Origin of the sequence: Gracilibacillus halophilus YIM-C55.5, from assembly GCF_000359605.1 — a bacterium.
Classification (GTDB): Bacteria; Bacillota; Bacilli; order Bacillales; family Amphibacillaceae; genus Gracilibacillus; species Gracilibacillus halophilus.
Genome location: NZ_APML01000033.1, coordinates 37,014 through 59,212 on the forward strand (window position 1 = coordinate 37,014; position 22,199 = coordinate 59,212).

Here is a 22,199-nt window from a genome sequence, read left to right on the forward strand (position 1 = left end):
TTTATGTGGTGATCAACTATGCAACAATATCAAACCAAAGAACAGCGGATGAAGTTTTATAAAAGTAAAGAATGGCGAAAACTAAGACAAGATATTTTAGATCGCGATAATCATGAATGCCAGGAATGTAAACGACAAGGTTACGTTAAGGTAACTGATGATGATAAACATAAGTCGTTAGACGTTGATCACATCAAAGAATTGGAAGACTATCCGGAACTTTCTTTGGATCCTGATAACTTAGAAACGAAATGTGTTAAATGCCACAACAGTAAGCATGGCAGATACTTAAAAGGATATAATCGGAAACCAAATAAGTGGGAGCATGATGAAAAATGGTAACCCCCCCGTCTAAAAATTCGACCATTTTTGCCGGTCGGGGAAACGGTGCAGGGGGCTCGATTTTCCACATTTATAACAAAATTCTCACGTAGGGGGGGTGGTGAACATGGCGCAAGTAAAAATAACAGAACTTAGAAAGCAATTAATGGACCGAATTGATATTGAAGATTTAGTTCAACTGGAGAAGGTAGAGCGTTATATAAATTTAGTTAAGTCATTCAGAAGAGTGGATAAAATGATTCGCAAAGAAGGTGAATCGATAACAGTCGAAAATGGATCGCAGCGTTTTGTGAAAGCCCACCCCCTAGTTGGTGAGCGAAATAAAATTAATGCTTCACTTTTAAATATTGAAAAATCATTTGGTTTTGCTGTACCTGACGAACCGGACAATAAGCGCTCTGCTGATGATCTAATATGATAACAAATAAATATGTTGAACATTATATTGATTTGTATGAATCGGGAAACATCAAATTAAACAAAGAGCGCATTCAATTAATCGACTTTCTGAAACAACATGTCCTTGTTCGTGATGATTTATATTTTGATGATGAACAAATAGAAAACTATATTAAGTTTAGTGAAAAATGGTATTTTCCACTGGAGCCTTTTCAAAAGTTTATTGCAGCTTTTGTTTTTTTATTTTACAAAGAAACTGGTCGGAACTTCTTTCGTAAGTTTTTAATCATGATGGGACGCGGTGGAGGAAAGAACGGTTATATTACGACACTTACCAATTATTTATCAAGTGAATTACATGGCATACCAAAATACAATGTTTCAATTGTTGCTAACAGTGAAGATCAAGCCAAAACGTCATTCATGGAAATGTATGACACAATCGAAGAACATGAAACGCTAGATGATTTGTTTCACCGAACAAAAGTCGAAATTAAAAATCATGCAACAAAAAGCATTGTTAAATATAGAACATCGAATGCAAGCACGAAAGACGGTCTACGTGATGGTTGCGTAATATATGATGAAATTCATCAGTACCAAACAAATGAAGTAGTAAGAGTATTCTCCAGCGGTCTTGGAAAGGTCAAGAATCCGCGGGAGTTTTTTATTGGTACGGATGGTTATGTGCGTGAAGGTTATTTAGACAAAATGAAAGAACGCGCACAAAACATTCTGAATCAACAAGAATTGAATGATTCATTATTTCCGTTCATTTGTAAATTGGATAATAAAGATGAAGCTGAAAACATTGATAATTGGGAGAAAGCAAATCCCATGTTTTGCGAGCCCCGAAGCGAATATGCAGAGGAGCTTTTTTATATTGTCAAAGAAGAATACAAAGATCTAGTAAATGATCCATCCAACCGCGAAGAATTTATGACAAAACGAATGAATATTCCAGAAGTAGATCTGACAAAGACCATTGCTCCATGGGAAGACATTTTGGCGACCAATCGACCCTTTCCAGAATTAGAACACAGGGTAGCGCTAGGAGGATTAGATTATGCAAGCATTAAAGATTTTGCTGCAGTCGGCCTTTTATTTAAAGTGGGCGAAGATTATGTTTGGAAAAGTCATTCGTTTGTACGTCAAGGGTTCTTGGATAATGTCAAACTTAAAGCCCCCATAAAAGAATGGGAAGAACGTGGATTGTTGACGATTGTTGATGAACCGACAATCGACATCAAACACATTGTTAATTGGTTTGTTGAGATGAGAGAACATTATGGCGTGAATCGCATTGTTTCCGACACATTTAGATTGGACCTTGTGAAAACGGCATTGGAAGCGGAAGGATTTGAGTTAATTTATATACGAAATCCGAAAGCAATACACAGCAAATTGGCTCCTCGTGTTGAAACCATTTTTGCGAATCATAATATTATTTTTGATGATAATCCTTTAATGCGTTGGTACACGAATAATGTGTACGTCAAGATCAAAAAAGATGGCAACAAGGAATATTTGAAAAAGGATGAGGTTAGACGGAAAACGGATGGATTTCATGCTTTCATACATGCGTTATTTGAAGCAGATAATGTGCTAGAAGAAGAGGAAGATTTCTATCTAGATGAAATCACGTTTTAAGGGAGGTGATACTATTTGGGGTTATTAGATATTTTTACGAAAAACTATGATGAGATGGACTTCATGTATGACATTGATTTGTTGGAAGATACGTCAGATCGCATTTATTATAAGAAGTTGGCCATCGCAACTTGCGTAAATTTGATTGCTAGAACGATAAGCCAATCAGAATTCCGAATCAAACAAAATGGATCTGTACAGTATGATGAGTTTTATTATCGGTTTAACGTAAAGCCGAATCGAAATCAGTCAGCAAGTGAGTTCTGGGAAACATTTGTACACAAAATTATTCATGATAATGAAGTGCTTATTATTAAAACAGATACCGATGATCTGCTAATTGCGGATGACTTTTCGCGTACAGAATACGCCATGATGGATGATGTTTTTCGCGATGTGATGGTTAAAAATTATACATTTCGTCGCAATTTTATATCGAGTGATGTTATTTACATCCAATATAGCAATGAGGATTTATCGCGTCTAATTAGCAGTCTTTACACCGATTACGGCGAACTGTTCGGAAGAATGCTGGAATTCCAAAAGCATAATAATCAAATTCGAGCGACAGTTGATACTGAGAACGTCTCAAAGAAGGATAAGGAAACACAGAATAGACTTCAAGCATTTATTGATCGTATGTATAAAGCGATAAAAAATAAGGCATTTGCGATTGTCCCGCAACAGAAGGGTTTTACTTATCAAGAAAAGTCAGATCGAACTTCAAGTAGCGCAGAAGAAATTAATAAAATTACGAGCGGATTTTTAGATCACGTTGCAAGGGCACTCGGCATCCCACCTGCACTTGTTCGAGGAGAAATGGCGGATGTAGAAAAAAGCACAAGGAATTACATGACGTTTTGTGTTGAACCATTGCTCAAAAAAATCAAAGATGAATTAAGCGCAAAGTTTATCGATAAGCGTGATTTTTTAAATGGCCAACGTATTAACATTCGACGCGTATCCTACACCAATATATTTGATGTAGCGAGTGCAGTTGATAAATTACGTTCGTCTGGCGTTGCTAACGGTCATGAATTACGAGATGAATTAGGAATGGAGGAATCAGATGATCCAATCCACGATAAATACGTCATCACGAAAAACTACTCTGAATCTATTGAAGGGGGTGAGAATGAATGACAAGAGAAAAGCTCATAAAAAATGGCATGAAGTATCAATTTGAAAATGAAGTGAAGGATGATAAATACTTTCTCACACTTTCAGGAGTTGTGGCAAAGCCAGACTGGATTGATAGGATGCTTGAGATTGAAACCATTAATGCTGAGGACATAGCGAAAACATTGGATGATGTTGAAATGGATATCCTTATCCGTATCAATTCCGGTGGCGGAGACGCTTTCGAAGGCATTGAAATTTACAACTATCTGAAACGCCATTCATCACATATTACCGTGGAAGTCACGGCACTTGCAGCAAGTGCTGCATCCATTATTGCAATGGGTGGTGATGAAGTGATTATGGATACTGGTTCATCCATGATGATACACCAGGCTTCTACTATTGCTTGGGGCGATAAAAATGAATTGAATAAGGCCGTCAATGCACTTGAAACAATCGATGGTTCTTTAGTTGATATTTATGCTGAGCGCACGGGTTTACCAAAAGATGAATTGGATGATCTACTAGTAAAAGAAACCTGGTTTACAGCAGATGAAGCAGTAGAAAAAGGATTCGCTAACAGAAAGTCCAGCAAGCAAGCTGAAACCTTTGATGAACCAGAAGAAGGTGGTGTCAACAACACTGGCACTGGTACCGATATTGATGAAGGTGCCGTGAAACAAATGTTAGCTGAATTTAAAGATGAATTAAAAAATGAATTACATTCAAATCAAGAATCACCTGAACAAGAGCCTACTCAAAACGATATGAGTAAGCTCTTTTTAAATTTATAACTAAAATGGAGGAATGCAAAATGCCAATCAAATTTAATAATTTTGAAGAAAAGAAAGAGGCGTTCGCAAAAGCTACGCGAGAAGGGACAGAAGAGGAACAATCAAAAGCGTTGAACACCATGCTTGAAGCTTTAGCTCAGGACGTACAAGGCGATATCATGAACCAAGTTAATACACAAATGGCTGACAATGTTGCTTTACAATCTCGTGGCCAGAATGTATTAACTAGTGAGGAAAACAAGTTTTTCAACGCGGTTATTGAAGAAGGTGGATTCAAGGAAACGGAAACTCTTCCTGAAACAACACAGGAACGCATCTTTGAAGATATCGTGAAGGACCATCCTTTACTAAACGCTATCGGTATTCAAAACTTGGGCGCCGTTACTGAGTTTATTTACTCTAATGATCCAAGTGGTCAAGCAGTATGGGGCCCATTGTTTGATGAAATTAAAGGACAGTTAAATGCCACATTCCGTAAAGAGAAAATCGAACAATTGAAACTTACTGCCTTTGTTCCAATTGCTAAAGACATGTTAAAACTCGGACCTGCATGGATTGAACGTTATGTCCGCACAATTATTGCAGAAGCGATGAAAGCTGGTTTAGAAAGAGGATATGTTGCCGGAAATGGTATGAATCAAAACGAACCGACTGGATTGCTTAAGTCGGTAAATAAAGATACGGGTGCTGTGACTGATAAAACATCTGCTGGTGAGCTAACTTTTGAGCCTGGTCGTACAACGATCAATGAAATGAGAGATGTTGTTAAGAAACTGGCTGAAAAACTAGACAAAGACGGAAATGTGGCAGACCGCCCTCGTAAAGTTGCAGGAAAAATTGTGATGGTGACTAATCCGTTTGATACGTTCGATATCCAAGCGAACGCTACAATCCAAAACGCAAATGGTGTCTATGTGACGAACTTGCCTTTCAATCCAATCATGACAGAGTCTGTGTTCGTCCCTGAAGGCAAAGTTCTGTTCTTTGTTCGGGGTGAGTACATTGCTGCTGTTGGTGGTGGTATAGAAACGAATCGTTATCGCGAGACACTTGCTCTGGAAGATGCAGATGTATTTATCGCGAAACGCTTTGCGACTGGTAAACCGAAGGATAATAATGCAGCACAGGTTTATGATTTAAATATTAATGGATCAACTACAACCACCACAACTTCTAGTACAACGACGACTACTACAAGCGCATAATGAGGTGATGTGATTGGAACAAATCACAAACGATGTATTAGAACAATTTAAAGCAAGAATGCGGATTACACATAGTGCCGAGGACGACAATCTGAAGCGGTTGTTGTCCTTTTCTATTTCCGCGATTAAAAGTAGTTGTGGTCCATTTGATATTAATGGTACTGAAGATACTGATCAGCGTGCCAAAGAACTTGTATTTGAGCGTACACGATACGCTTATAATGACGCCGTTGAATATTTTGAAGATAATTTTTTGAGTGATTTAACGAGTTTAGGTATATCGCTCATTACAACAACTACCACTACGATGTCGGAAGGGTGATCGTATGCGAGAGTATGAATATAAACCGCCTCGCGTGCATTCAGGTGAACTACGAACACCTGTTATTTTTTATAAGTATGTTCCAAAAGAAGGGCCATATCCTGGCGAGAAAGAAAAGAAAGTACTTTTTAAAGCCTGGGCGAAAATTGATGAAGTGTGGTTACGAGATGTTGAGCTAGCGAAGTCAAACGGAACCTTATCGGATGTAACCATTATTATAAGAGATCCGCAAGGTGATTACATTCCAACGAATAAACACTATGTTGAGATTGATGCACCGGAGTATAAAGGGAAGCATTACAATATCAAAGAAGCGCAGCCCAATATGCAAAACAAAGATTTTATTAATGTGATTGCGGAGTTGAGATCATGAGTGTAAAAGTAACTGGAATGGATAAAATGTTAAGCAATCTAGAAAAGGAACTTGGACAAAAAGCAGTGCAGCGAATTAGTGATGCTGCATTAACGGATGCAGCTGAAATATTCCTTGATGAATTGAAAAGGCAATTTGAGTCCTGGTCTGATAAAGGTTATTCCATCGAGGAAATGACATTGTCCAAACCATTTTGGGAAGGGGGCACCCGCACGATTAAAGTGTATTGGAAAGGTCCACATGATCGTTACCGCATCATACACTTAAATGAGTTTGGTACCGTCAAAAATCCTAATCCAGACGGTAAAGGATCTATCGCACGTGCCATCCGTAATTCAGAAAAACCATATCACAATGCCATACGGCGAGCAGTAGAAAGAGGGATATGATGTTAGATGAAATATATGATGCATTGATTGCAGATAGCCTCATCGAAGACAAAGCCAGCGGTCATATTAAGTTTTACGAATATCCAGAAACAAATGATTTAAGTAATACGCACATCATTATTAACCCTCTTGATTCGCCAAGACCGAGTGACTATGCAAGTAATCAATGGTTGATGGAAGATTATATGTTTCAGCTTGAAGTGTGGTCAAAAAATAAAACAGACCGCGATATTATTGCAAATCGAATTCAACAAATTATGTGGAATGAGTTAGGGTTCGCCAATTTTGGCGGTGGTTTAGATGAATATGATTCTGATTTTAAGATTTATCGCGATGCTAGACGCTATCGCGGCAAAAAATATGTGATTTAAGGAGTGATTTATAATGGCAGGAGAAGAAAAGAATTACAAAGCTTCAACTGGTGTTGACGAGTTGTATTATGGTGTTTTGGATGATTCTAGTACAAGTATCATTGCAGGTGATGTTGATTTTGTAGATTTTGTTCAAACAATCACAGTGGAAATGCCACAAGAAGCGGTCAGAGCCTACGGAAGTAATAAAACAGCTGAAATTGCAGTAGCAAACGGAAACGTATCTGTAACCGGAGCCTTTCATAAGTTGCCGATTGAAGCACGCCAAACGTTACTTGGATTAGAAACAGTAGAAGGGTTATCATCTTACGGAGCTGGAGATAATCCGCCATATGTGGCTTGCATTTTTGCGAAAACACATGAAGATGGATCCAAAGAGTGGGTTGGTTTAACAAAAGGCATCTTTATGAGACCAACCATCAATGCACAGACCAAACAAGATACAGTTACATTTAATGCTGACGAAATTTCTGGCCAATTCATGGAACGAGCGGTAGAAGGTTTTGAAAAAGAAAAAACGGTTGTGTTTGGTTATGATGAAGCTGGTATGACTGAAAATCGAGATAAGTTATTTCAAAAAATCTTTGGTGTAGCTTATCCGACAACAACCACAACTACAACATCTAGTACAACGACGACTAGCACAACAACAAGTGCGTGATAGTCTATGAAGTTTATTTTATGCCAACCGGCAATCAAACGCTTTGAGTGGGAATTGGAAGTGTGTATTACACGTTTGCAAAAGCTAGGTATTCAAGAAATCATCCTGTTGTTCACTCAGCAGGATGATCGGGTGCCTAAATTTCTACACGAAAAGTACGGTGTAGAAGTGCACGTCTACCAGGATGATCGAAATGATAAAACTTATATCCCATCCGTAAAACCATATTTATGGATGCGGTACTTAGAGGAAGATTCATCAAGAGAAGATGAGTCTTATTTTTATTTAGATAGCGATGTGCTATTGAGGGAAGTACCAAACGTAAAACCAACCAAAAATAAGTGGATAGCTTCAGCGTGTGAAAGCTATTTATCTATTGATTACATTGATAGCAAAGGAACTGATTTACTAGACCGCATGTGTGATGTGATCGGTGTTGAGGCATCAGTGATTCGTGAACATTATCCTATTGGCGGCGCACAGTGGGCGATTAAAAATCCGACATATGAGTATTGGCAAAAGGTATATGAAGATTCGATTAATCTTTATCAATTCCTGGATTCAGTTGAAAGTGAGTATATTCGCCGGCACGATTCAAATTATACACCGATCCAAAAATGGACAGCGGAAATGTGGGCTCAATTATGGAATGTATATCATTTTAGAAAACAAGTTGAAGTGCCAGAAGAACTGAATTTCTGTTGGCCTACAGATCCAATCGACAAGTATTATCAAACGAAAATCTATCATAACGCTGGGGTTATGAATGACCATCAGCGCTTATTTTTTAAAGGTAAATACGTAAATAAAACACCATTTAACGATTCATTTAAACATGTTGATGAGCGTAAAGCATCGATTAAATATGTTGAAGCGATTAAGGAGGTTAAAGAATTGGCTAAATATGAAGTAATTGAAGGCTTTCATGATTTAGAAGACAATAAAGATTACTTTGAAGGTGATCGTTTTCCGAAACCTGCGAATAAGAAGGTAAGTCAAGAACGTTTAGACGAACTGTCGTCTTCGGACAATAAAGCAGGACGTCCATTAATGAAACAATCAGAATAGGAGGATAATGAATGGCTGATTTAAAACGAAATATGATCGAACTTGTAAAGGAAATAAAACAAGGTGAACTTGTTACCGAAAAATACTTAACCCCTCTTTTTATTCCGATGAAGATGGTATATGAAGCGATTGACATGATGGAAGAAATGGAATCCTCAGCTGGTTCAGCAAAATCGGAAAAAGAGATCATTGATAAACTATCAATTTTTGTAGTGCGTTTATATGATGATCAATTTACAAAAGAAGAATTATTGAATGGTCTTCATGGTCCAACGGCCACGCAAAAATTACAAGAACAAGTTTTGTTTGCTGCAAGAGGTATGCAGGATGATGATACAAAAAAGTACCTAGCGATGAAGTAAGTGAGGGTTACACGTTTACGCAACTTAAAGAAGAACTGGACGAAGTGATATTGAAAATGATGAAGAGCGGCAAAGACATCAACGAGATCTTGAATATGCCCTATTATTTTGTGGGCGAATTATATAGCAAAGAGAAAAAGCCACAAGAGACGAATTCATTAATTGCTGCATTTGGTGGATAGAAAGGAGGGATGACATTGCCACAAAGAGTTGAAGGCTTATCGATTGATCTTGATTTGAATACACAAGGTTTAAACCGAGGGTTAAAAGGTGCGAAAGACCAACTGAAAACAGTTAACAGTGAAATGAAAGCGAACATGTCTGCCTTTGATCGTGCGGATCAGTCCGTTGAGAAATATGAAACGAGAATCGAAGGGCTGAACAAAAAGTTAAAAGCGCAAGAAAAAGTTACATCTGAAGCACGTAAAGAGTATGATCGCATGGTTGAACAACATGGAGAAGGCTCTAAAGAAGCGGAAAAAGCAGCAAAAGAATATAATAATCAAGCTTCCGCATTGAATAATTTGGATCGTTATGTGAACAACGCAACCGAAGAATTGGAACAATTACGACAGGAGCAACAACGCGCTAACTCTGCATTTGGTAAAATATCTAGCAACCTCGATTCGGTATCTGGTCATTTAGACACGGCTAGTGAAAAGATGTCGAGTTTTGGCGACACTATGTCAGCTAGCGTGACAGCTCCTATTGTTGGTATGGGAGCGTTAGCGGTTGAATCGACACGTGAATTTCGTGAACAAATGGCGCGTCTTGAAACAAATGCAAAAAATGCTGGTTTAGGTGTAGATGATTTACGTGGTGCAATGAAAGAATTAAGCGGCGTTTCGGATGAAACAGACTCAAATGTTGAAGCATTATCTAATTTAATGGCTACAGACATGAACGAAAGTCAACTACAACAAACAATTGATAATTTATCTGGCGCAATTGTTAAGTTTCCGGATACGTTAAAAATTGAAAGTTTGGCTGATGGCTTGCAAGAGACGGTAGCAACTGGAAAAGCGATCGGTCCGTTTGCTGAGCTATTGGAGCGTATGGGTGTCGATCTTGAAACGTTTGATGAAGGTTTGGCTGAGTCGAAAGAAAGTGACGATGAACTTAATTATACGTTAAACGAATTGAATGATTTAGACTTATCGAAAATGAATAAAGAGTTTCGTGATTCTAATAAAGAATTAGTCGAACATCGAGAGGCTCAGTATGATTTTCAAGAGTCGTTTGCAGAACTGGGCGAAAAACTAGAACCGATTGCCACTGATATTACAGAGCGTGTAATTGATATCGTTGAAGCATTTAATGAACTGGAGCCAGCTACCCAAGATAATATTATTAAATTTGCAGGTTTAGCTGCAGCAGTTGGACCAGCCTCTAAAGTTTTAGGTGGTTTGACTGGTGGTGTTAAAGGTGTCATTAAACAAGGCGGTAAACTAGCATCGGTTATGGGCAAAAAAGGTGGAACAGGTCTTCTTGGTAGCCTTGGCATGTTAGGGAAAACTGGCGTTGCTGGTTTAGCTGTTGCGGGTGTTGGTGCGCTTGGTTATGGCATATATGAATTAGTCGAGAACAGCAGAGAAGCGAAAGAGGTTAATCTCGATCTAGCTCAATCATTTAGTGATCAAGCCTCAAATCTCCAAGATAACGTTGAAACGTTTGAAAACCTAACAGAAAAATCGAAATTGAGTAATGATGAACTTGCTCGATTAAATGACTTGAATAAACGGATTTCTGAATCGAGTAATCCTGGAGAGATTAATGAATTACAAAAGCAATACGATAATCTTGCTCGTGAATCAGGATTGTCTAAAGATGAATTGAATGATCTCTTTAAAGCTAACAAAAATATAATTGATCAATCACCAGATGTGAAGAAAAAAGTGTCAGAGCAAGGAAATGCTTTTGCTGATACTACCGATGCTGTAAAAGAACAAATAGAAGAATTAAGGAATCTATCAGAAGTTCAGCTTAAAGGTGATCGAGCCAAATTACTAGAACAGGAAGAAGAAGCACGTAAAGAGATTAATAAGCAAACAGAATTATTAGAAAAGAAAGAACAACGATTGGCTTTTCTTTATGAAAATCAAGATATGTCAAAGAGTGAAATTGAAAAAAGAGTTGAAGAAATAAACGATGAAATTAAGGAAGGAAATTTAACCGAAGAAGAAAGTTGGAATCTTGATCAGGAGCGTACAGATATATTAAAAATTAAGCGGGGAGAAATTGCAGAAACCGTAGAGACTCTTCAAGATGAAAGGAAAGAAATTGAAAATACGATAGATGAAGAACAACAAAAAATTGATGAATTAAAAGCAACTAATCAACAACTAGCAAACATTTATTTAAAAAATGTCGACATCAATAAAGAAGGGGAAAAAGGTTTACAAGCCCTTGATGAATCCATTGCGAAAAACCAGAAAGAAATTGAACAACTGCAAACAAAGAAAGAGGAAAACGGACAATTAACTCAGAAAGAGCAAGACAGATTGAGTAATTTAAAAGAAACCACTGAAGAGCAGGAATTAGCTAAGTTAAAGATATTTGAAGAATTAGGAATATATAAAGATATTAATTCGTTGCTCGAAACCAAATTAACCACTCTATCTGAAGAAGAACAACAGAAGATTATAAACCTTGGTAAAACGAGAGATATTAAGGTGGAAGAAGGTAACATTCTTGGACAACTTCAAAAGAAGAATCAAGAATACCTTGAAGAAAGAGAAAACCTTGAAAAAAACTTGCAAAAACAAGGTGCCAATAAAACAGAAATTAATAAACAGATAGAAGCGATAGATCGGAAAATATTAAAAAACGATCAAGTTATCGAAGACATATTAAAAGAAGCTGGTTTGTGGGATCAAGTTAAAGACGAAATCAACTTAGGTAAAAATGCTTTAGATCAACAGGGGGAGCAAATCGACCAAAATAATAGTAAAACAGAACAAGGAATTCAAAAAGAAAAGGAACGTACCAAAGAAGCTTCGGAAGATGTTGATAAAAACATAGGTGTTAGTTATTGGGAAAAAAACAGCGTTTGGGATTTAGTACCGGATACGATTAGTGTAGGTATTGATATGGTAGGTAGTGCTTTAGGGTTTGCGAAAGGTACAGAATCACATCCTGGTGGTACTTCTTGGTTGGGTGAAGAAGGTACAGAACTAGTTAAACATGGTAATAAATGGGCTATGGCTGGCTTTGGATTGTACGACGTACCAAAAGGCGCACAAGTATTTACACACAATGAATCCAAACGAATCCTAAGCGCATTAAATAACATTCCTGCCTATGCTGGTGGGGTTAGCCCAATTGGCGAAGCGGATCGAATCGTTAGTCGAATTAATCAGCAACAGTCAGTACCAATGCAAGGCGAAGCGGTTATTTACACGACCGTTATTAACCAAATGGATAGTCGAGAGATTAGTAGATATACCTTTAAATCAACAGAAGAATTTCAAAATAGAGACAGACGTGTAAAAGATAAATTTAGGGGGTGACCATAATTGGATTCAATGACATTCAACGGGGAGCGAAAATCTTGGTTAATATTATTGGAAGGACGAGAAAAATCCCCCTTTGCTCCTCAAAATAATAATCTTTTACGTGTTCCGGAGAAACCTGGTGCGTATATTGAATCGACAGACACGGGTGTTTTATATATTACACAACCGATTGGTTTTATGGTTGAAGATGATGCGGATGCCCTAGCAAAACAAGATGAATTATCTTCGTGGTTAATTACCGATGAACCTGTTCCATTGGAATTTGATAATGAACCTGGACGTACTTATTATGTCAAAATCGATGGGGATATTCCTGATTTTAACCGAGTGGCTAACCTACGTAGAGGAACTATTACATTCGTCTGTCCAGACCCCTATGGATATGGCGAAGAGCAAGGACCTTATTTATTTGAAAATGATGCGATTACGATAGAAAACAAAGGAACAGCAGAAGCTTATCCAATTATCGAAACAACTGCTTTGCAAAAGTCCACTTCCTTTATGGTAGCCAAAGGGGAAGAGGACTTTTTTATGATTGGCCAACCGTATGATGTTGATTTAGAAACCATTGAACAATTCCCGCAAGTTGCTTTCTATCCAATGGACAGTACAAATGGCTGGTCACCTATTACTGAAGGTTTTTTCTTTGACGACGAAGTATCCGGCGGCACCGTAACTAATGGAACGATTACTGCGGAGAATGGCCGATTTGGTGTTAGTTCATATGGAACGAGTCAACCTGGTTGGCATGGTCCAGCTGTCAGAAGGTCGTTGCCAAAAGATATGGAAGATTTCTCGATGACTTTTGGAGTTGGTGCCTTTAACAACGGTAATGGAATTGGCAAAGTTATGGCACTATTATTGGATGATAATGATGATATTGTCGCTTCCATCGGTTTATTAAATACGAGGTTAGGTTCTAAAAACATCCGTGTACTTGTCAGAATGAATGATGGTGATAACATTCGACGGCACAGGGTAATGGATTATCCAGGTGATGAAGGAAATGAATCGACCGTATTTAGCGGAAGTCCTTTAAATATTCAATTAAGGCGTGAAGGTGACCATTTTTATGCTCGTACATGGCAAGTAAGAGATGGTGTGCCCCATGCTAGACACAGCGAAGATATTATTGATGATACAGTAGAATTTCAACGACCAGTAAGGCAAGTCGCTTTGTTTTTTGCTAAATATGAGGATAATCCTGTATTTAATATGTACACATATGGTTTTCGTGTAAAAGACAATAACACGCGAATAATGGATGAGGATCAGATACCGTATATTGTAGAAAAAGACGATAAAATTGTGATCAATACGAAAGAAGAGGTTGTCATGATTAATGATGAGCCAGTCACCGATTTGAAAGCATTTGGAGCCAATTATTTTATGTTAGATAAAGGAGGCAATCATTTATTTACGTTTCCAGAGGGTTACTTTGATAGCACTATCAAATGGATAGAACGATTTAAGTAAGGGAGGTGAATGTTCATGCTGCACATTATCGATAAACAGTCTGACACGATTGTTGATTTTTATAGCAATCACAAAAAACTCTTTTGGGACGATATTCATTTTAGTAGCCTCAATAACTATGAAGAGTATTTTAATTTCAAAACACTATATAATAATAGTGAGCATTTAACTTCCCGTAATCGTGTCGTTATCCCTAATGATGATGGTTATTACCGAGAATTTATCGTTGATGAAACATTAAAAAACAAACAAGAAAAAGAAGTCTATACTACGGCATCTTTCGCTGATGACTTAAAAAAAGAGAAAACCATAGAACCAAAAACATACGACGGCGTCACCGTTAATGCTTTTCTTGATGATCTATTAGATGGAACTGGTTGGCAACGTGGGAAAACAGATTACTTAGGGATTGCAACTATCGATGTGGAAAATGTCACACACCCATTTAGTGTATTAAAAAAAGGTGCTACGGCTTTCGAAGGTGAACTTGATTTTAGAATTGAAACCAAAGGTAATAAAATCGTTGCACGTTATGTCGATTTGATCGAACAGCAAGGCTCCTGGAATGGAAAAGAAATCACGATTGGAAAAGATTTAATCGGTGTTACCAGAAGAGAAAATGCTGAAAATATTGTAACCGCCCTTTTGTGTTATGGCCCCGAACAAGAAGATGGTAGTCGTTTAGTGGTAGAAGTGAAAGATGATGACGCTCGTAAACGATGGGGTAGACCAAAAAGCAATCCTCAGCATTTATGGGCGGTTTATGAGCCTCAGTCTACGGATCAAGAAATGACTGAGGCTCAACTTCGTTCATTAGGTGAAACGGAATTAGAAAAACGCATTAATGCAGTTGTGGAATATGAATGTGATCAAGTATCGATTGAACATATATTTGGCTTTAGTCATGAAAAGGTGCGAAAAGGCGATACGGTAAGGATAAAAGATACTTCCTATTCACCAGCATTGTATTTGGAAGCCAGGGTTAGAGATGTGGAACGAAGTATTACTAATCCATCACAAAAGAAATACGTACTAGGTGATTTTGTAGAGTATGACGAAGAAGATGTTATGGCTCTTTTTCGATCCATGCAGCAGGTTTTATCTCAAAAAGTATCGGAACAAGAAATGTTAGATCGAACATACACAAAAGTTGAAATCAATGATAAAGACAGCACCGTAGAAAGTAATGCAGCTGCAGATGCTACCCAAAAAGCTGATCAAGCACAGACCAACGCGGAACAACATGCGGATAGTGTATCTAATCAAGCTGAGCAAAACGCGAATGATTATACGGATCAGAGAGAAACGCAGATTATGAGTGAGGTCAATGACAAAGCAGATGAAGCGTATGTTAATGCAGAATTAGCTTTACGTGAGTTGAGTATTCATAGAGGTACAGCACCACCTAGCAATACCGATCAGATGTGGATTGATATGAACACATTACCTAACGTGATGAAACGGTATGATGATGCTTCAAGCAGTTGGGTAAAGATGACACCAACGGAAGCGGAAGAGGTGGGCACGTATTCGAGTAGTGATATTGATACTGCGCTAGATAGTAAAGCTAGTGTTACAGAGTTTAATGCGTTAGATGGAAGGCTAGATAGTGCAGAAACCTCAATCACACAAAATGAAAATGAAATAGCAACAAAAGCAAGTCAGACAGAATTAAACATGTTAACAGGTCGTGTGGATGATGCCGAAACGTCTATCACTCAAAACGCAAATGAAATAGCGACAAAGGCTGAACAGACAACAGTAGATAATTTAGAAGGTCGAGTAAGCACAGCTGAATCTAACATAACTCAGAATGCGAATGAGATTAGTAGTAAGGTTGAGGCAAGTTATGTTGATAATGCGATTAACGATAAAATTTATAGGTATGATAACAACCAGTATGATTCGACGGATGATGCATCTCAATATTCACCAAAACCGAGCGTAGCTGTTATGCAAACAACAACGGGTTCTTGGCCGGGTTCACAGTACGGAACTTTAACAACTTATTGGTCGGAAAATCAAAGAGGGAATCAAAGGTACGTAGATTCGAACGGTAACATTTTTGAAAGGGAAGTACATCCATCAGTTTACCCTACATGGTCAGATTGGAGACGAATCGAAGATGTAGATGGTGCACAAAATAAAGTTGATAATGCTGTCGGCCCTATTGATTCTAGACTTTCAACCGCCGAATCCGAAATCACCCAAAACGCCGATGCTATTCAACAACGCGTTACAACGTCCGAATTTAACAACTTGGAAGGGCGGGTAGAAACCGCAGAGTCGACCATTACACAGCATAGTGATCAAATTGCTTTAAAGGTTGATGAAGACGGTGTAATCGGTGCGATTAATTTATCGAGTGAAACAGCCACGATTGATGCGGATAAAATCAATTTGGTTGGTGCCGTTACTGTATTATCTGATATTACTGGTAATTTAGGCAGCATAACTGCAGGTGACATTAATGGTGTTAATATTAATGGCTCTACTTTTACACAGGACAGTACCGATGGCACTATTACCTTAGATAATAATGGCTTTGAACTTTTGGATAAAACTTATGATGAGAAAATATTCATCGGCATAACGAATAATGGTGGTAATCACGGCGGTAATTATGGTCTTTATTTCCAAAACCCTGACGGCTCGTTTAACGGTGGCTTGTCTTATTACTATACCGATTTAATTCTAGAAGGGAAATCAAACGTATCTATTATAGGTGGAGATCTAGGAGTTTGGGTTGATGGTACAAGTTCTGCTGTGGATTTTGGCACTCATATCGATGGAGGCTTGCGAGTAGACGGAAATGGTGTTTTAGTCAGATCGTCAGGACGTTCACTTATTTTAAGATCGTTATCTGATGGTAATTTTGCAGCAACATATGTCGATTTCCAAAATACTAATGGTGACCGTTTAGGTTATTTCGGCTTCGGTAGCCCAAACGACAATGTATTTTATATTAGTAACGATACAGCAGGTGCAGTTGAAATAAGAGCTGATCTACACGTTAACGAAGATTTCACAGTTTCGGGTTCAAAGTCAGCTATTGTTGATACTGTCAATTATGGTACTCGAAAAATGTATGCCGTTGAATCCCCTGACAATCGATTTGTAGCTTACACGGAACATGTGCTTGAAGAGGGTGAGCATGAAATCATTATTGAACCTATGTTTTTAGAAACGATTTCTCAATATTTTGTAGTACCGCATATTCAAAACGGTGCAGACGTAACCATCATCGAGAGATTGGAAGATAGATTCAGGGTTTCCGTGAGTAAACATAAAGCCGAAGTTGTATTTGAAGTGAATGGGTTACGCAAAGGTTATGAAGGTGTATATATGGAACAAGTAGAAAATAATGAGGAGGAAGTAGCATGATTGTAAAAATTGAAAACAAGTACTTAGAGCAGGCTATTGACCTGCTTTTTCATTTGTCATTGAAAGGCAAGAAGTCACGTCATCGAACCAAATTAATTAGGAAGATGAGCGAACGACTACAGGAAGTCGATGAGCAACGAGTGGAACTGGCCAAAGAACATGCCAAAAAAGATGAGGATGGTGAACCGGTAAAAATTGATGGTGGCAAACGGTTCGACATTGAAGATCAAGAAGCTTTTAACCATGACTTGAAAGAATTGTATGAAGAACAGTTAGTACTAGATGGTGGCGATAATCAAGGTATGCTTAAAACTATAAGAGATGTACTTTTGAACTGTGACAAAGAATTTAGTGGCCAGGAAGCTGCAGTTTATGATTATTTATGTGATCAATTTGAAGGAGGTGAAGCGTAATGAATGTGATGGTTACTAGCGTGAACGTAAAGTATGATAATGAAGGTAATCAAAACGGTGTACAGGTACAGTTTAAAGCATCAAATAAAGAACGTACGATCAATGCTAACGGCTTTATTCCATTAACAAACGAGCAGTATGAAGGGAATGAGTCGATTGATAAATTAACAGGTATTGTACGACAGGAATTTGCGAATCAGATTATGGAAGAGCCTAACACATAGTTAGGGGTTTTGATGGTTTAATTTTCCTCTCCTTCTGCCGATACAGGTAGAAGGGAGGTGAATTGGATTATGGAAAATTTAATGAAAATTGTAGAGAGTAGTGGTCTTCCGTATATTTCATGGGTAGTTGGAATTGTACCAATCGTATATTTTCTTGTGCATAAAATATACGATATTTTTACAAAAAGTGATATTGAAAGAATCTTAACATATAGAGGAAAAGATAGGGTTTCACTTTTCTTTATGTTTTATGTATACACTATTATATTAGTTACAATATCAGCTTTTGAACAAATAGTTGAGATTTGGCAAGAAAACAATATCTGGATTGCGATTGTGATTGATCTTTTAGTATCATTCATATTTTTAATGACAATTTTATCTGTTTTTGCTATTGGGCATTTAATATTAATTTTATCGAGACTCTATCCAGTATATGAAGTCAAACTTGATGAAGAATATTGGAGAATATTTAAAGTAACAAAAGATAATAGAGTAATTCTTAGAAAAAATAGTATGTATAAAGTAATGCCTGATGTGAACGAACTAAATAACCAACTAATTAGACAACGTAAGAGAATCAAAAAAAATAAGGAAAAATCTTAGCATCTCGATAACGAGGTGCTATTTTTATGGATTAGGAGGCAAAGCGTGACAATCGAGCTAGGAATTTTTATATCAATTGCATCAATTATAATCGCAGCACTAGGTGTTGTTATTGCGTATTTAACGTACCAATACAGAAAAAGTACATCTAACAAAAATGATGCTGCAAGAGAAGCTGTGATTGAAACTAAGTTAGATAATATTAGCAATGGAGTAGATAACATCAGGATTGATTTACGCGCAAACGAAAAACGTGTAAGTGATATAGACAATCGTTTAACGCGAGTAGAAGAATCAACCAAGCAAGCACATAAGAGAATTGATGAAATCAGTCCAGATAAGGCTGATTTTTTAAGTTACTTGAAAGGGGGTGATATCAATGGAACAAGTATTAATGTTTGCAACTGTGCTTTTGCCCATTGTTACTGCTTTAATCGAAGGGGTAAAGCGCACTATAAACGTACCAAAAAACATCGTGCCAGGTATTAGCTTGGGAGTAGGTTTAGTAATTGGTGCAGTTGCAGTGCCATTCACTGATCTAGACTTAATCATGCGATTATGGTCTGGTGGCTTTGCAGGATTGGCAAGCACAGGGTTATTTGAACTAACCATGAACAAAAGAACAGGTAATACAAAGGATGCTGCATAAAGTGTAGTGTCCTTTTTAAATTTGAAAGGAGAGGATAAATGATGGTTAAGGTAATTGATTTACGAAATAAAGTAATGGGTGGTAACGATCAACGCTCAACAATAACTAAGATCGCGCGTCATCACTCAGCAACTGATAGTGGCGATGTATTTAAATTTGAATCGTACTGGAAGGGTAAAGGATGGAACACAGGTGGTTATCATGAAGTGATTTTGCGTAATGGTGACGTCCAATTATGTTACGACGAGAACGTGATCACCAATGGCATTTACGGTCATAACAGTAACACTTACCACATTTGTTTAGTTGGTAATGGTGATTTTACCGATGAACAAGAAGAAGCATTTGCGGAACGATTTAAGTACAATGCCGAACGATTAGAGTTATCAGTTGATGACTTGCTAGGACATAACGAATTTAGTGGAGCAAACACTGCTTGTCCAGGTATTGATATGAATGAAGTTAGAGCCAAATTAAAGCAGGCTGATAGTTCAACTAATGGTGCAGACCTAACGGTTGATGGATACTGGGGAACCAAAACAACCACTGCACTACAAAAATCTCTAGACACAGTTGTAGATGGTGTGATTAGTGGCCAGGTCCACAATCAAGCAACTGATTCGGTTGTGTCTGGCATTACTTTTGGGGGAGGTGGTAGCTTAGTCATAGAGACATTGCAACGTAAAATCGGATCCACTGATGATGGATTACTCGGACCTAATACAGTAAGCACATTACAAGAATATCTAGGCACTGTAGTAGATGGCGTGATCAGTGATCCATCACTTGTGGTAAAAGCGTTGCAACGTGCGCTTAATGCAGGTAACTTGTAAGACCGCTTTTAATGATGATGTATGTTGATGTTTAAAGTTTAACTATTACCTGATGTATGTAAAAAAGGAGCGCCGTGACAGAGCGCTCCTTGATCATCTGTATACTAAACTTCTTTTATTTCCATGAATAATCGAATCAATTAAAGCGAAGATATTAGCAACTAATGTATATATATATTATCATGCTTATTTAGGTCATAATTAATTGATTAAATACATGAAAATGGATTAATTTAACTATAAGTGTTAACATTTTTATAAAGTAGTGATACACTTTTCTCAAAGGAGGGGGAATATTGAGCCGATCTGCTTTGATTTTTGCAAGCTATTTAATTAAAAGAGGTCTTGATCATCCTAGAAATACCAAAAACGGCAATATGAAACTTCAGAAACTATTGTATTTTGCACAATTAGTTCATTTGTCCAAATACAAAAAGGTGCTGTTTGATGATCAAATTAATGCTTATGAAAATGGTTGTATTATAGAAAATGTTATGAATTCTTATTATTATAATCATTCAAGTTTTATGGTTGAAGCTTTTTCAAATCATGAAGACCTTAGCGCTGATGAGTCAAATACAGTCAATTTTGTAATTGATACCTTTGGTTCATTATCGGCCGAAGAATTATCCGAAATCAATCACACTCATCATTGCTGGAAAAAGGCTTATAATCGATCATATGTTCATGAGAGTTACAAAGAGAAAAAACTAAGTAACGTTGACTTAGAAGATATGAAATATGACGCCCAGAAAATAGATGATATCATCAGGTCATATCATAAATTTGAGGAGAACACAGAAGAGGTAATTGTTATAGATGGAACAGAATTTTATTATGAGCCAAGCGAAATCACAATAGACGACAGTATGAAAAAATTCTTAAGGCAATTCGTAGGGTGCGAAGAAGTGTTTACAGTTTATAGGGATAGCTCTCAAGGGGTAGTTGTATATTAGTATCATAGAAGAAAGAAATGCACTTCTTTTGCAACTGCCATTTGCTGACGGGGGTTTACCAACTTACAGTCGTCCATTCTTAGTGATTAAAAAAGATAATGGTTATTTAAATCTTCTTAATGTATCCTCAGTTTTTAAAAAAGAAAAAAAGCTCTTTTACCCAAGTAATAAATTAATAGATCCAGCCCACCATTATCCACCATTTCGTAAATCTTCATTTGTTAAAATGGATATCATTTACAGGGTGGTAGATAGCGTTAATTTAGAAAATTTTATCATGGATAGTGGTGGGAAATTACATAGTGAAGCATTTGATAATATTATTCAGGCATTTAATGATTATGAGGGTAAAGAGTATTTTGAAGTGGATGAGGTTTTACTAGGTGAATATAACGCAATCCACTAGAACACAGTATATTAATACTGTGTTTTTTCTATTTAAACAACCCCTCAAGTATCTCCGTCACTTCTTCCGTATCGCCGGATTAAAATAATTCCGTTTCTCTTCTATTTTATCGCGTATAAAAGTGTATTCTGTAAATAACTCGCTCTTATTTGATAACACCACCTGCAGTTTTTGTTGCAGTGTATTTTTGAATTTATATGAAAGACGACCTAACTAATATGTAGCCGTCTTGTAGTTAATTACTGTTGTCCCTGATTTCCCATGTTGGTGGCATTAGAAAGGAATTCTTGAATTTGTCGTCCTTGTCCCTGTCCATTATTCATCATCGTATATGCTGCAACACCTATACCGATGGAACCAAGTATAGGTAGCCATTGAATATTATTTCTCATAACGTAACACCTCCAATTTTTATATAGGCTTTTTCAGCCTTTAATATGTTGTGACAAAGAAATTTAAAAATGTGTGGAAATGATTTCTCTGCCACAAGACCGTTTATTCTTGTTATAATTTGAAATGTTTGTGCAAATTGTATTTTATGGAAGGAATTCAACTAAAAATGTCGAAATATACAATGATCACAAAGCAAGGGTGGTGTAAATGTGAATAAACAACGAAGACGGTTTAAAATGATCGGTACCGAATACGACCGTGAAGTAGGGGGACGAATCGTTAAAGT

General features: G+C 37.3%; 26 protein-coding genes. 25 read left to right on the plus strand and 1 reads right to left on the minus strand.

Annotated elements, in window-relative coordinates; all coding sequences use genetic code 11:
- Window positions 1-18 precede the first annotated feature (18 nt).
- From J416_RS08945 to J416_RS09065, 25 genes are all read left to right on the plus strand, one after another.
- Window positions 19-342: an HNH endonuclease gene (locus J416_RS08945; RefSeq protein ID WP_003469018.1), complete on the plus strand. Its 324-nt coding sequence runs from the start codon at window positions 19-21 to the stop codon at window positions 340-342.
- A 106-nt stretch (window positions 343-448) separates the two neighbouring features.
- A complete protein-coding gene (locus J416_RS08950; RefSeq protein ID WP_003469020.1) occupies window positions 449-760 on the plus strand; it encodes a P27 family phage terminase small subunit in 312 nt (103 codons plus the stop codon).
- The gene (locus J416_RS08955; RefSeq protein WP_003469024.1) at window positions 757-2,391 is read left to right on the plus strand and encodes a terminase TerL endonuclease subunit; all 1,635 of its coding nucleotides are present in this window, start codon (window positions 757-759) and stop codon (window positions 2,389-2,391) included. The genes J416_RS08950 and J416_RS08955 overlap by 4 nt, the downstream gene beginning before the upstream one ends.
- A gap of 15 nt (window positions 2,392-2,406) precedes the next feature.
- Entirely contained in the window at window positions 2,407-3,534 is a 1,128-nt protein-coding gene (locus tag J416_RS08960) for a phage portal protein (RefSeq protein WP_003469026.1), read from the plus strand.
- On the plus strand, window positions 3,531-4,307 hold the full coding sequence (locus J416_RS08965) for a head maturation protease, ClpP-related (protein WP_003469029.1): 777 nt from the start codon (window positions 3,531-3,533) through the stop codon (window positions 4,305-4,307). The genes J416_RS08960 and J416_RS08965 overlap by 4 nt, the downstream gene beginning before the upstream one ends.
- Window positions 4,308-4,327: 20 nt before the next feature.
- Entirely contained in the window at window positions 4,328-5,512 is a 1,185-nt protein-coding gene (locus J416_RS08970) for a phage major capsid protein (RefSeq protein WP_003469033.1), read from the plus strand.
- A gap of 13 nt (window positions 5,513-5,525) precedes the next feature.
- Window positions 5,526-5,834 (plus strand): head-tail connector protein, encoded by a 309-nt coding sequence (locus J416_RS08975; protein WP_003469036.1) that lies wholly within the window; start codon window positions 5,526-5,528, stop codon window positions 5,832-5,834.
- A 4-nt stretch (window positions 5,835-5,838) separates the two neighbouring features.
- Window positions 5,839-6,207 carry a head-tail adaptor protein gene (locus J416_RS08980; RefSeq protein WP_003469039.1) on the plus strand — a complete coding sequence of 123 codons (369 nt, stop codon included), beginning with the start codon at window positions 5,839-5,841 and terminating at the stop codon, window positions 6,205-6,207.
- Window positions 6,204-6,596 carry an HK97-gp10 family putative phage morphogenesis protein gene (locus J416_RS08985; protein ID WP_003469042.1) on the plus strand — a complete coding sequence of 131 codons (393 nt, stop codon included), beginning with the start codon at window positions 6,204-6,206 and terminating at the stop codon, window positions 6,594-6,596. Before J416_RS08980 ends, J416_RS08985 begins: the two co-directional genes overlap by 4 nt.
- Window positions 6,596-6,967, plus strand: a complete 372-nt coding sequence (locus tag J416_RS08990; RefSeq protein ID WP_003469045.1) for a hypothetical protein — start codon at window positions 6,596-6,598, stop codon at window positions 6,965-6,967. The genes J416_RS08985 and J416_RS08990 overlap by 1 nt, the downstream gene beginning before the upstream one ends.
- Window positions 6,968-6,980: 13 nt before the next feature.
- Window positions 6,981-7,628, plus strand: a complete 648-nt coding sequence (locus J416_RS08995) for a major tail protein (protein WP_003469048.1) — start codon at window positions 6,981-6,983, stop codon at window positions 7,626-7,628.
- Between the two features lie 6 nt (window positions 7,629-7,634).
- Complete coding sequence (locus J416_RS09000) at window positions 7,635-8,696, plus strand: hypothetical protein (protein ID WP_003469052.1); 1,062 nt, start codon at window positions 7,635-7,637, stop codon at window positions 8,694-8,696.
- Window positions 8,697-8,707: 11 nt separating this feature from the next.
- Window positions 8,708-9,058, plus strand: a complete 351-nt coding sequence (gene gpG, locus J416_RS09005) for a phage tail assembly chaperone G (RefSeq protein ID WP_003469054.1) — start codon at window positions 8,708-8,710, stop codon at window positions 9,056-9,058.
- A 56-nt stretch (window positions 9,059-9,114) separates the two neighbouring features.
- Entirely contained in the window at window positions 9,115-9,240 is a 126-nt protein-coding gene (gene gpGT / locus J416_RS16455; protein WP_420805435.1) for a phage tail assembly chaperone GT, read from the plus strand.
- Between the two features lie 15 nt (window positions 9,241-9,255).
- On the plus strand, window positions 9,256-12,567 hold the full coding sequence (locus J416_RS09010; RefSeq protein WP_003469057.1) for a phage tail tape measure protein: 3,312 nt from the start codon (window positions 9,256-9,258) through the stop codon (window positions 12,565-12,567).
- Between the two features lie 15 nt (window positions 12,568-12,582).
- Window positions 12,583-14,049, plus strand: a complete 1,467-nt coding sequence (locus J416_RS09015; protein ID WP_240407268.1) for a distal tail protein Dit — start codon at window positions 12,583-12,585, stop codon at window positions 14,047-14,049.
- 15 nt (window positions 14,050-14,064) lie between these two features.
- The gene (locus J416_RS09020; RefSeq protein WP_003469061.1) at window positions 14,065-17,433 is read left to right on the plus strand and encodes a phage tail spike protein; all 3,369 of its coding nucleotides are present in this window, start codon (window positions 14,065-14,067) and stop codon (window positions 17,431-17,433) included.
- Window positions 17,430-17,846, plus strand: a complete 417-nt coding sequence (locus tag J416_RS09025; RefSeq protein WP_003469062.1) for a DUF1617 family protein — start codon at window positions 17,430-17,432, stop codon at window positions 17,844-17,846. The genes J416_RS09020 and J416_RS09025 overlap by 4 nt, the downstream gene beginning before the upstream one ends.
- On the plus strand, window positions 17,846-18,070 hold the full coding sequence (locus J416_RS09030; RefSeq protein ID WP_003469063.1) for a hypothetical protein: 225 nt from the start codon (window positions 17,846-17,848) through the stop codon (window positions 18,068-18,070). Before J416_RS09025 ends, J416_RS09030 begins: the two co-directional genes overlap by 1 nt.
- 69 nt (window positions 18,071-18,139) lie before the next feature.
- Entirely contained in the window at window positions 18,140-18,676 is a 537-nt protein-coding gene (locus J416_RS09035) for a hypothetical protein (protein ID WP_003469065.1), read from the plus strand.
- A gap of 45 nt (window positions 18,677-18,721) precedes the next feature.
- Entirely contained in the window at window positions 18,722-19,165 is a 444-nt protein-coding gene (locus J416_RS16255) for a hypothetical protein (protein ID WP_240407269.1), read from the plus strand.
- Window positions 19,056-19,325 carry a holin gene (locus J416_RS09045; protein WP_003469068.1) on the plus strand — a complete coding sequence of 90 codons (270 nt, stop codon included), beginning with the start codon at window positions 19,056-19,058 and terminating at the stop codon, window positions 19,323-19,325. The genes J416_RS16255 and J416_RS09045 overlap by 110 nt, the downstream gene beginning before the upstream one ends.
- Before the next feature lie 38 nt (window positions 19,326-19,363).
- A complete protein-coding gene (locus J416_RS15100; protein ID WP_052000950.1) occupies window positions 19,364-20,158 on the plus strand; it encodes a peptidoglycan recognition protein family protein in 795 nt (264 codons plus the stop codon).
- Between the two features lie 296 nt (window positions 20,159-20,454).
- On the plus strand, window positions 20,455-21,114 hold the full coding sequence (locus J416_RS09060; RefSeq protein ID WP_003469071.1) for a Panacea domain-containing protein: 660 nt from the start codon (window positions 20,455-20,457) through the stop codon (window positions 21,112-21,114).
- Complete coding sequence (locus tag J416_RS09065; protein ID WP_003469073.1) at window positions 21,104-21,520, plus strand: hypothetical protein; 417 nt, start codon at window positions 21,104-21,106, stop codon at window positions 21,518-21,520. Before J416_RS09060 ends, J416_RS09065 begins: the two co-directional genes overlap by 11 nt.
- 239 nt (window positions 21,521-21,759) lie before the next feature.
- On the opposite strand, the gene J416_RS15935 is transcribed toward J416_RS09065, so the two are convergent.
- Window positions 21,760-21,912: a hypothetical protein gene (locus tag J416_RS15935; protein WP_003469074.1), complete on the minus strand. Its 153-nt coding sequence runs from the start codon at window positions 21,910-21,912 to the stop codon at window positions 21,760-21,762.
- Window positions 21,913-22,199: the final 287 nt, after the last annotated feature.

What these genes read in the sequence shown, in the direction of transcription:
- J416_RS08945 (WP_003469018.1), top strand. Translation starts at nt 19, where the DNA reads ATGCAACAATATCAAACCAAAGAACAGCGGATGAAGTTTTATAAAAGT.
- J416_RS08950 (WP_003469020.1), top strand. Translation starts at nt 449, where the DNA reads ATGGCGCAAGTAAAAATAACAGAACTTAGAAAGCAATTAATGGACCGA.
- J416_RS08955 (WP_003469024.1), top strand. Translation starts at nt 757, where the DNA reads ATGATAACAAATAAATATGTTGAACATTATATTGATTTGTATGAATCG.
- J416_RS08965 (WP_003469029.1), top strand. Translation starts at nt 3,531, where the DNA reads ATGACAAGAGAAAAGCTCATAAAAAATGGCATGAAGTATCAATTTGAA.
- J416_RS08970 (WP_003469033.1), top strand. Translation starts at nt 4,328, where the DNA reads ATGCCAATCAAATTTAATAATTTTGAAGAAAAGAAAGAGGCGTTCGCA.
- J416_RS08980 (WP_003469039.1), top strand. Translation starts at nt 5,839, where the DNA reads ATGCGAGAGTATGAATATAAACCGCCTCGCGTGCATTCAGGTGAACTA.
- J416_RS08985 (WP_003469042.1), top strand. Translation starts at nt 6,204, where the DNA reads ATGAGTGTAAAAGTAACTGGAATGGATAAAATGTTAAGCAATCTAGAA.
- J416_RS08990 (WP_003469045.1), top strand. Translation starts at nt 6,596, where the DNA reads ATGTTAGATGAAATATATGATGCATTGATTGCAGATAGCCTCATCGAA.
- J416_RS08995 (WP_003469048.1), top strand. Translation starts at nt 6,981, where the DNA reads ATGGCAGGAGAAGAAAAGAATTACAAAGCTTCAACTGGTGTTGACGAG.
- J416_RS09000 (WP_003469052.1), top strand. Translation starts at nt 7,635, where the DNA reads ATGAAGTTTATTTTATGCCAACCGGCAATCAAACGCTTTGAGTGGGAA.
- gpG (WP_003469054.1), top strand. Translation starts at nt 8,708, where the DNA reads ATGGCTGATTTAAAACGAAATATGATCGAACTTGTAAAGGAAATAAAA.
- gpGT (WP_420805435.1), top strand. Translation starts at nt 9,115, where the DNA reads ATGATGAAGAGCGGCAAAGACATCAACGAGATCTTGAATATGCCCTAT.
- J416_RS09015 (WP_240407268.1), top strand. Translation starts at nt 12,583, where the DNA reads ATGACATTCAACGGGGAGCGAAAATCTTGGTTAATATTATTGGAAGGA.
- J416_RS09020 (WP_003469061.1), top strand. Translation starts at nt 14,065, where the DNA reads ATGCTGCACATTATCGATAAACAGTCTGACACGATTGTTGATTTTTAT.
- J416_RS09025 (WP_003469062.1), top strand. Translation starts at nt 17,430, where the DNA reads ATGATTGTAAAAATTGAAAACAAGTACTTAGAGCAGGCTATTGACCTG.
- J416_RS09030 (WP_003469063.1), top strand. Translation starts at nt 17,846, where the DNA reads ATGAATGTGATGGTTACTAGCGTGAACGTAAAGTATGATAATGAAGGT.
- J416_RS09035 (WP_003469065.1), top strand. Translation starts at nt 18,140, where the DNA reads ATGGAAAATTTAATGAAAATTGTAGAGAGTAGTGGTCTTCCGTATATT.
- J416_RS09045 (WP_003469068.1), top strand. Translation starts at nt 19,056, where the DNA reads ATGGAACAAGTATTAATGTTTGCAACTGTGCTTTTGCCCATTGTTACT.
- J416_RS15100 (WP_052000950.1), top strand. Translation starts at nt 19,364, where the DNA reads ATGATGGTTAAGGTAATTGATTTACGAAATAAAGTAATGGGTGGTAAC.
- J416_RS15935 (WP_003469074.1), bottom strand. Translation starts at nt 21,912, where the DNA reads ATGAGAAATAATATTCAATGGCTACCTATACTTGGTTCCATCGGTATA.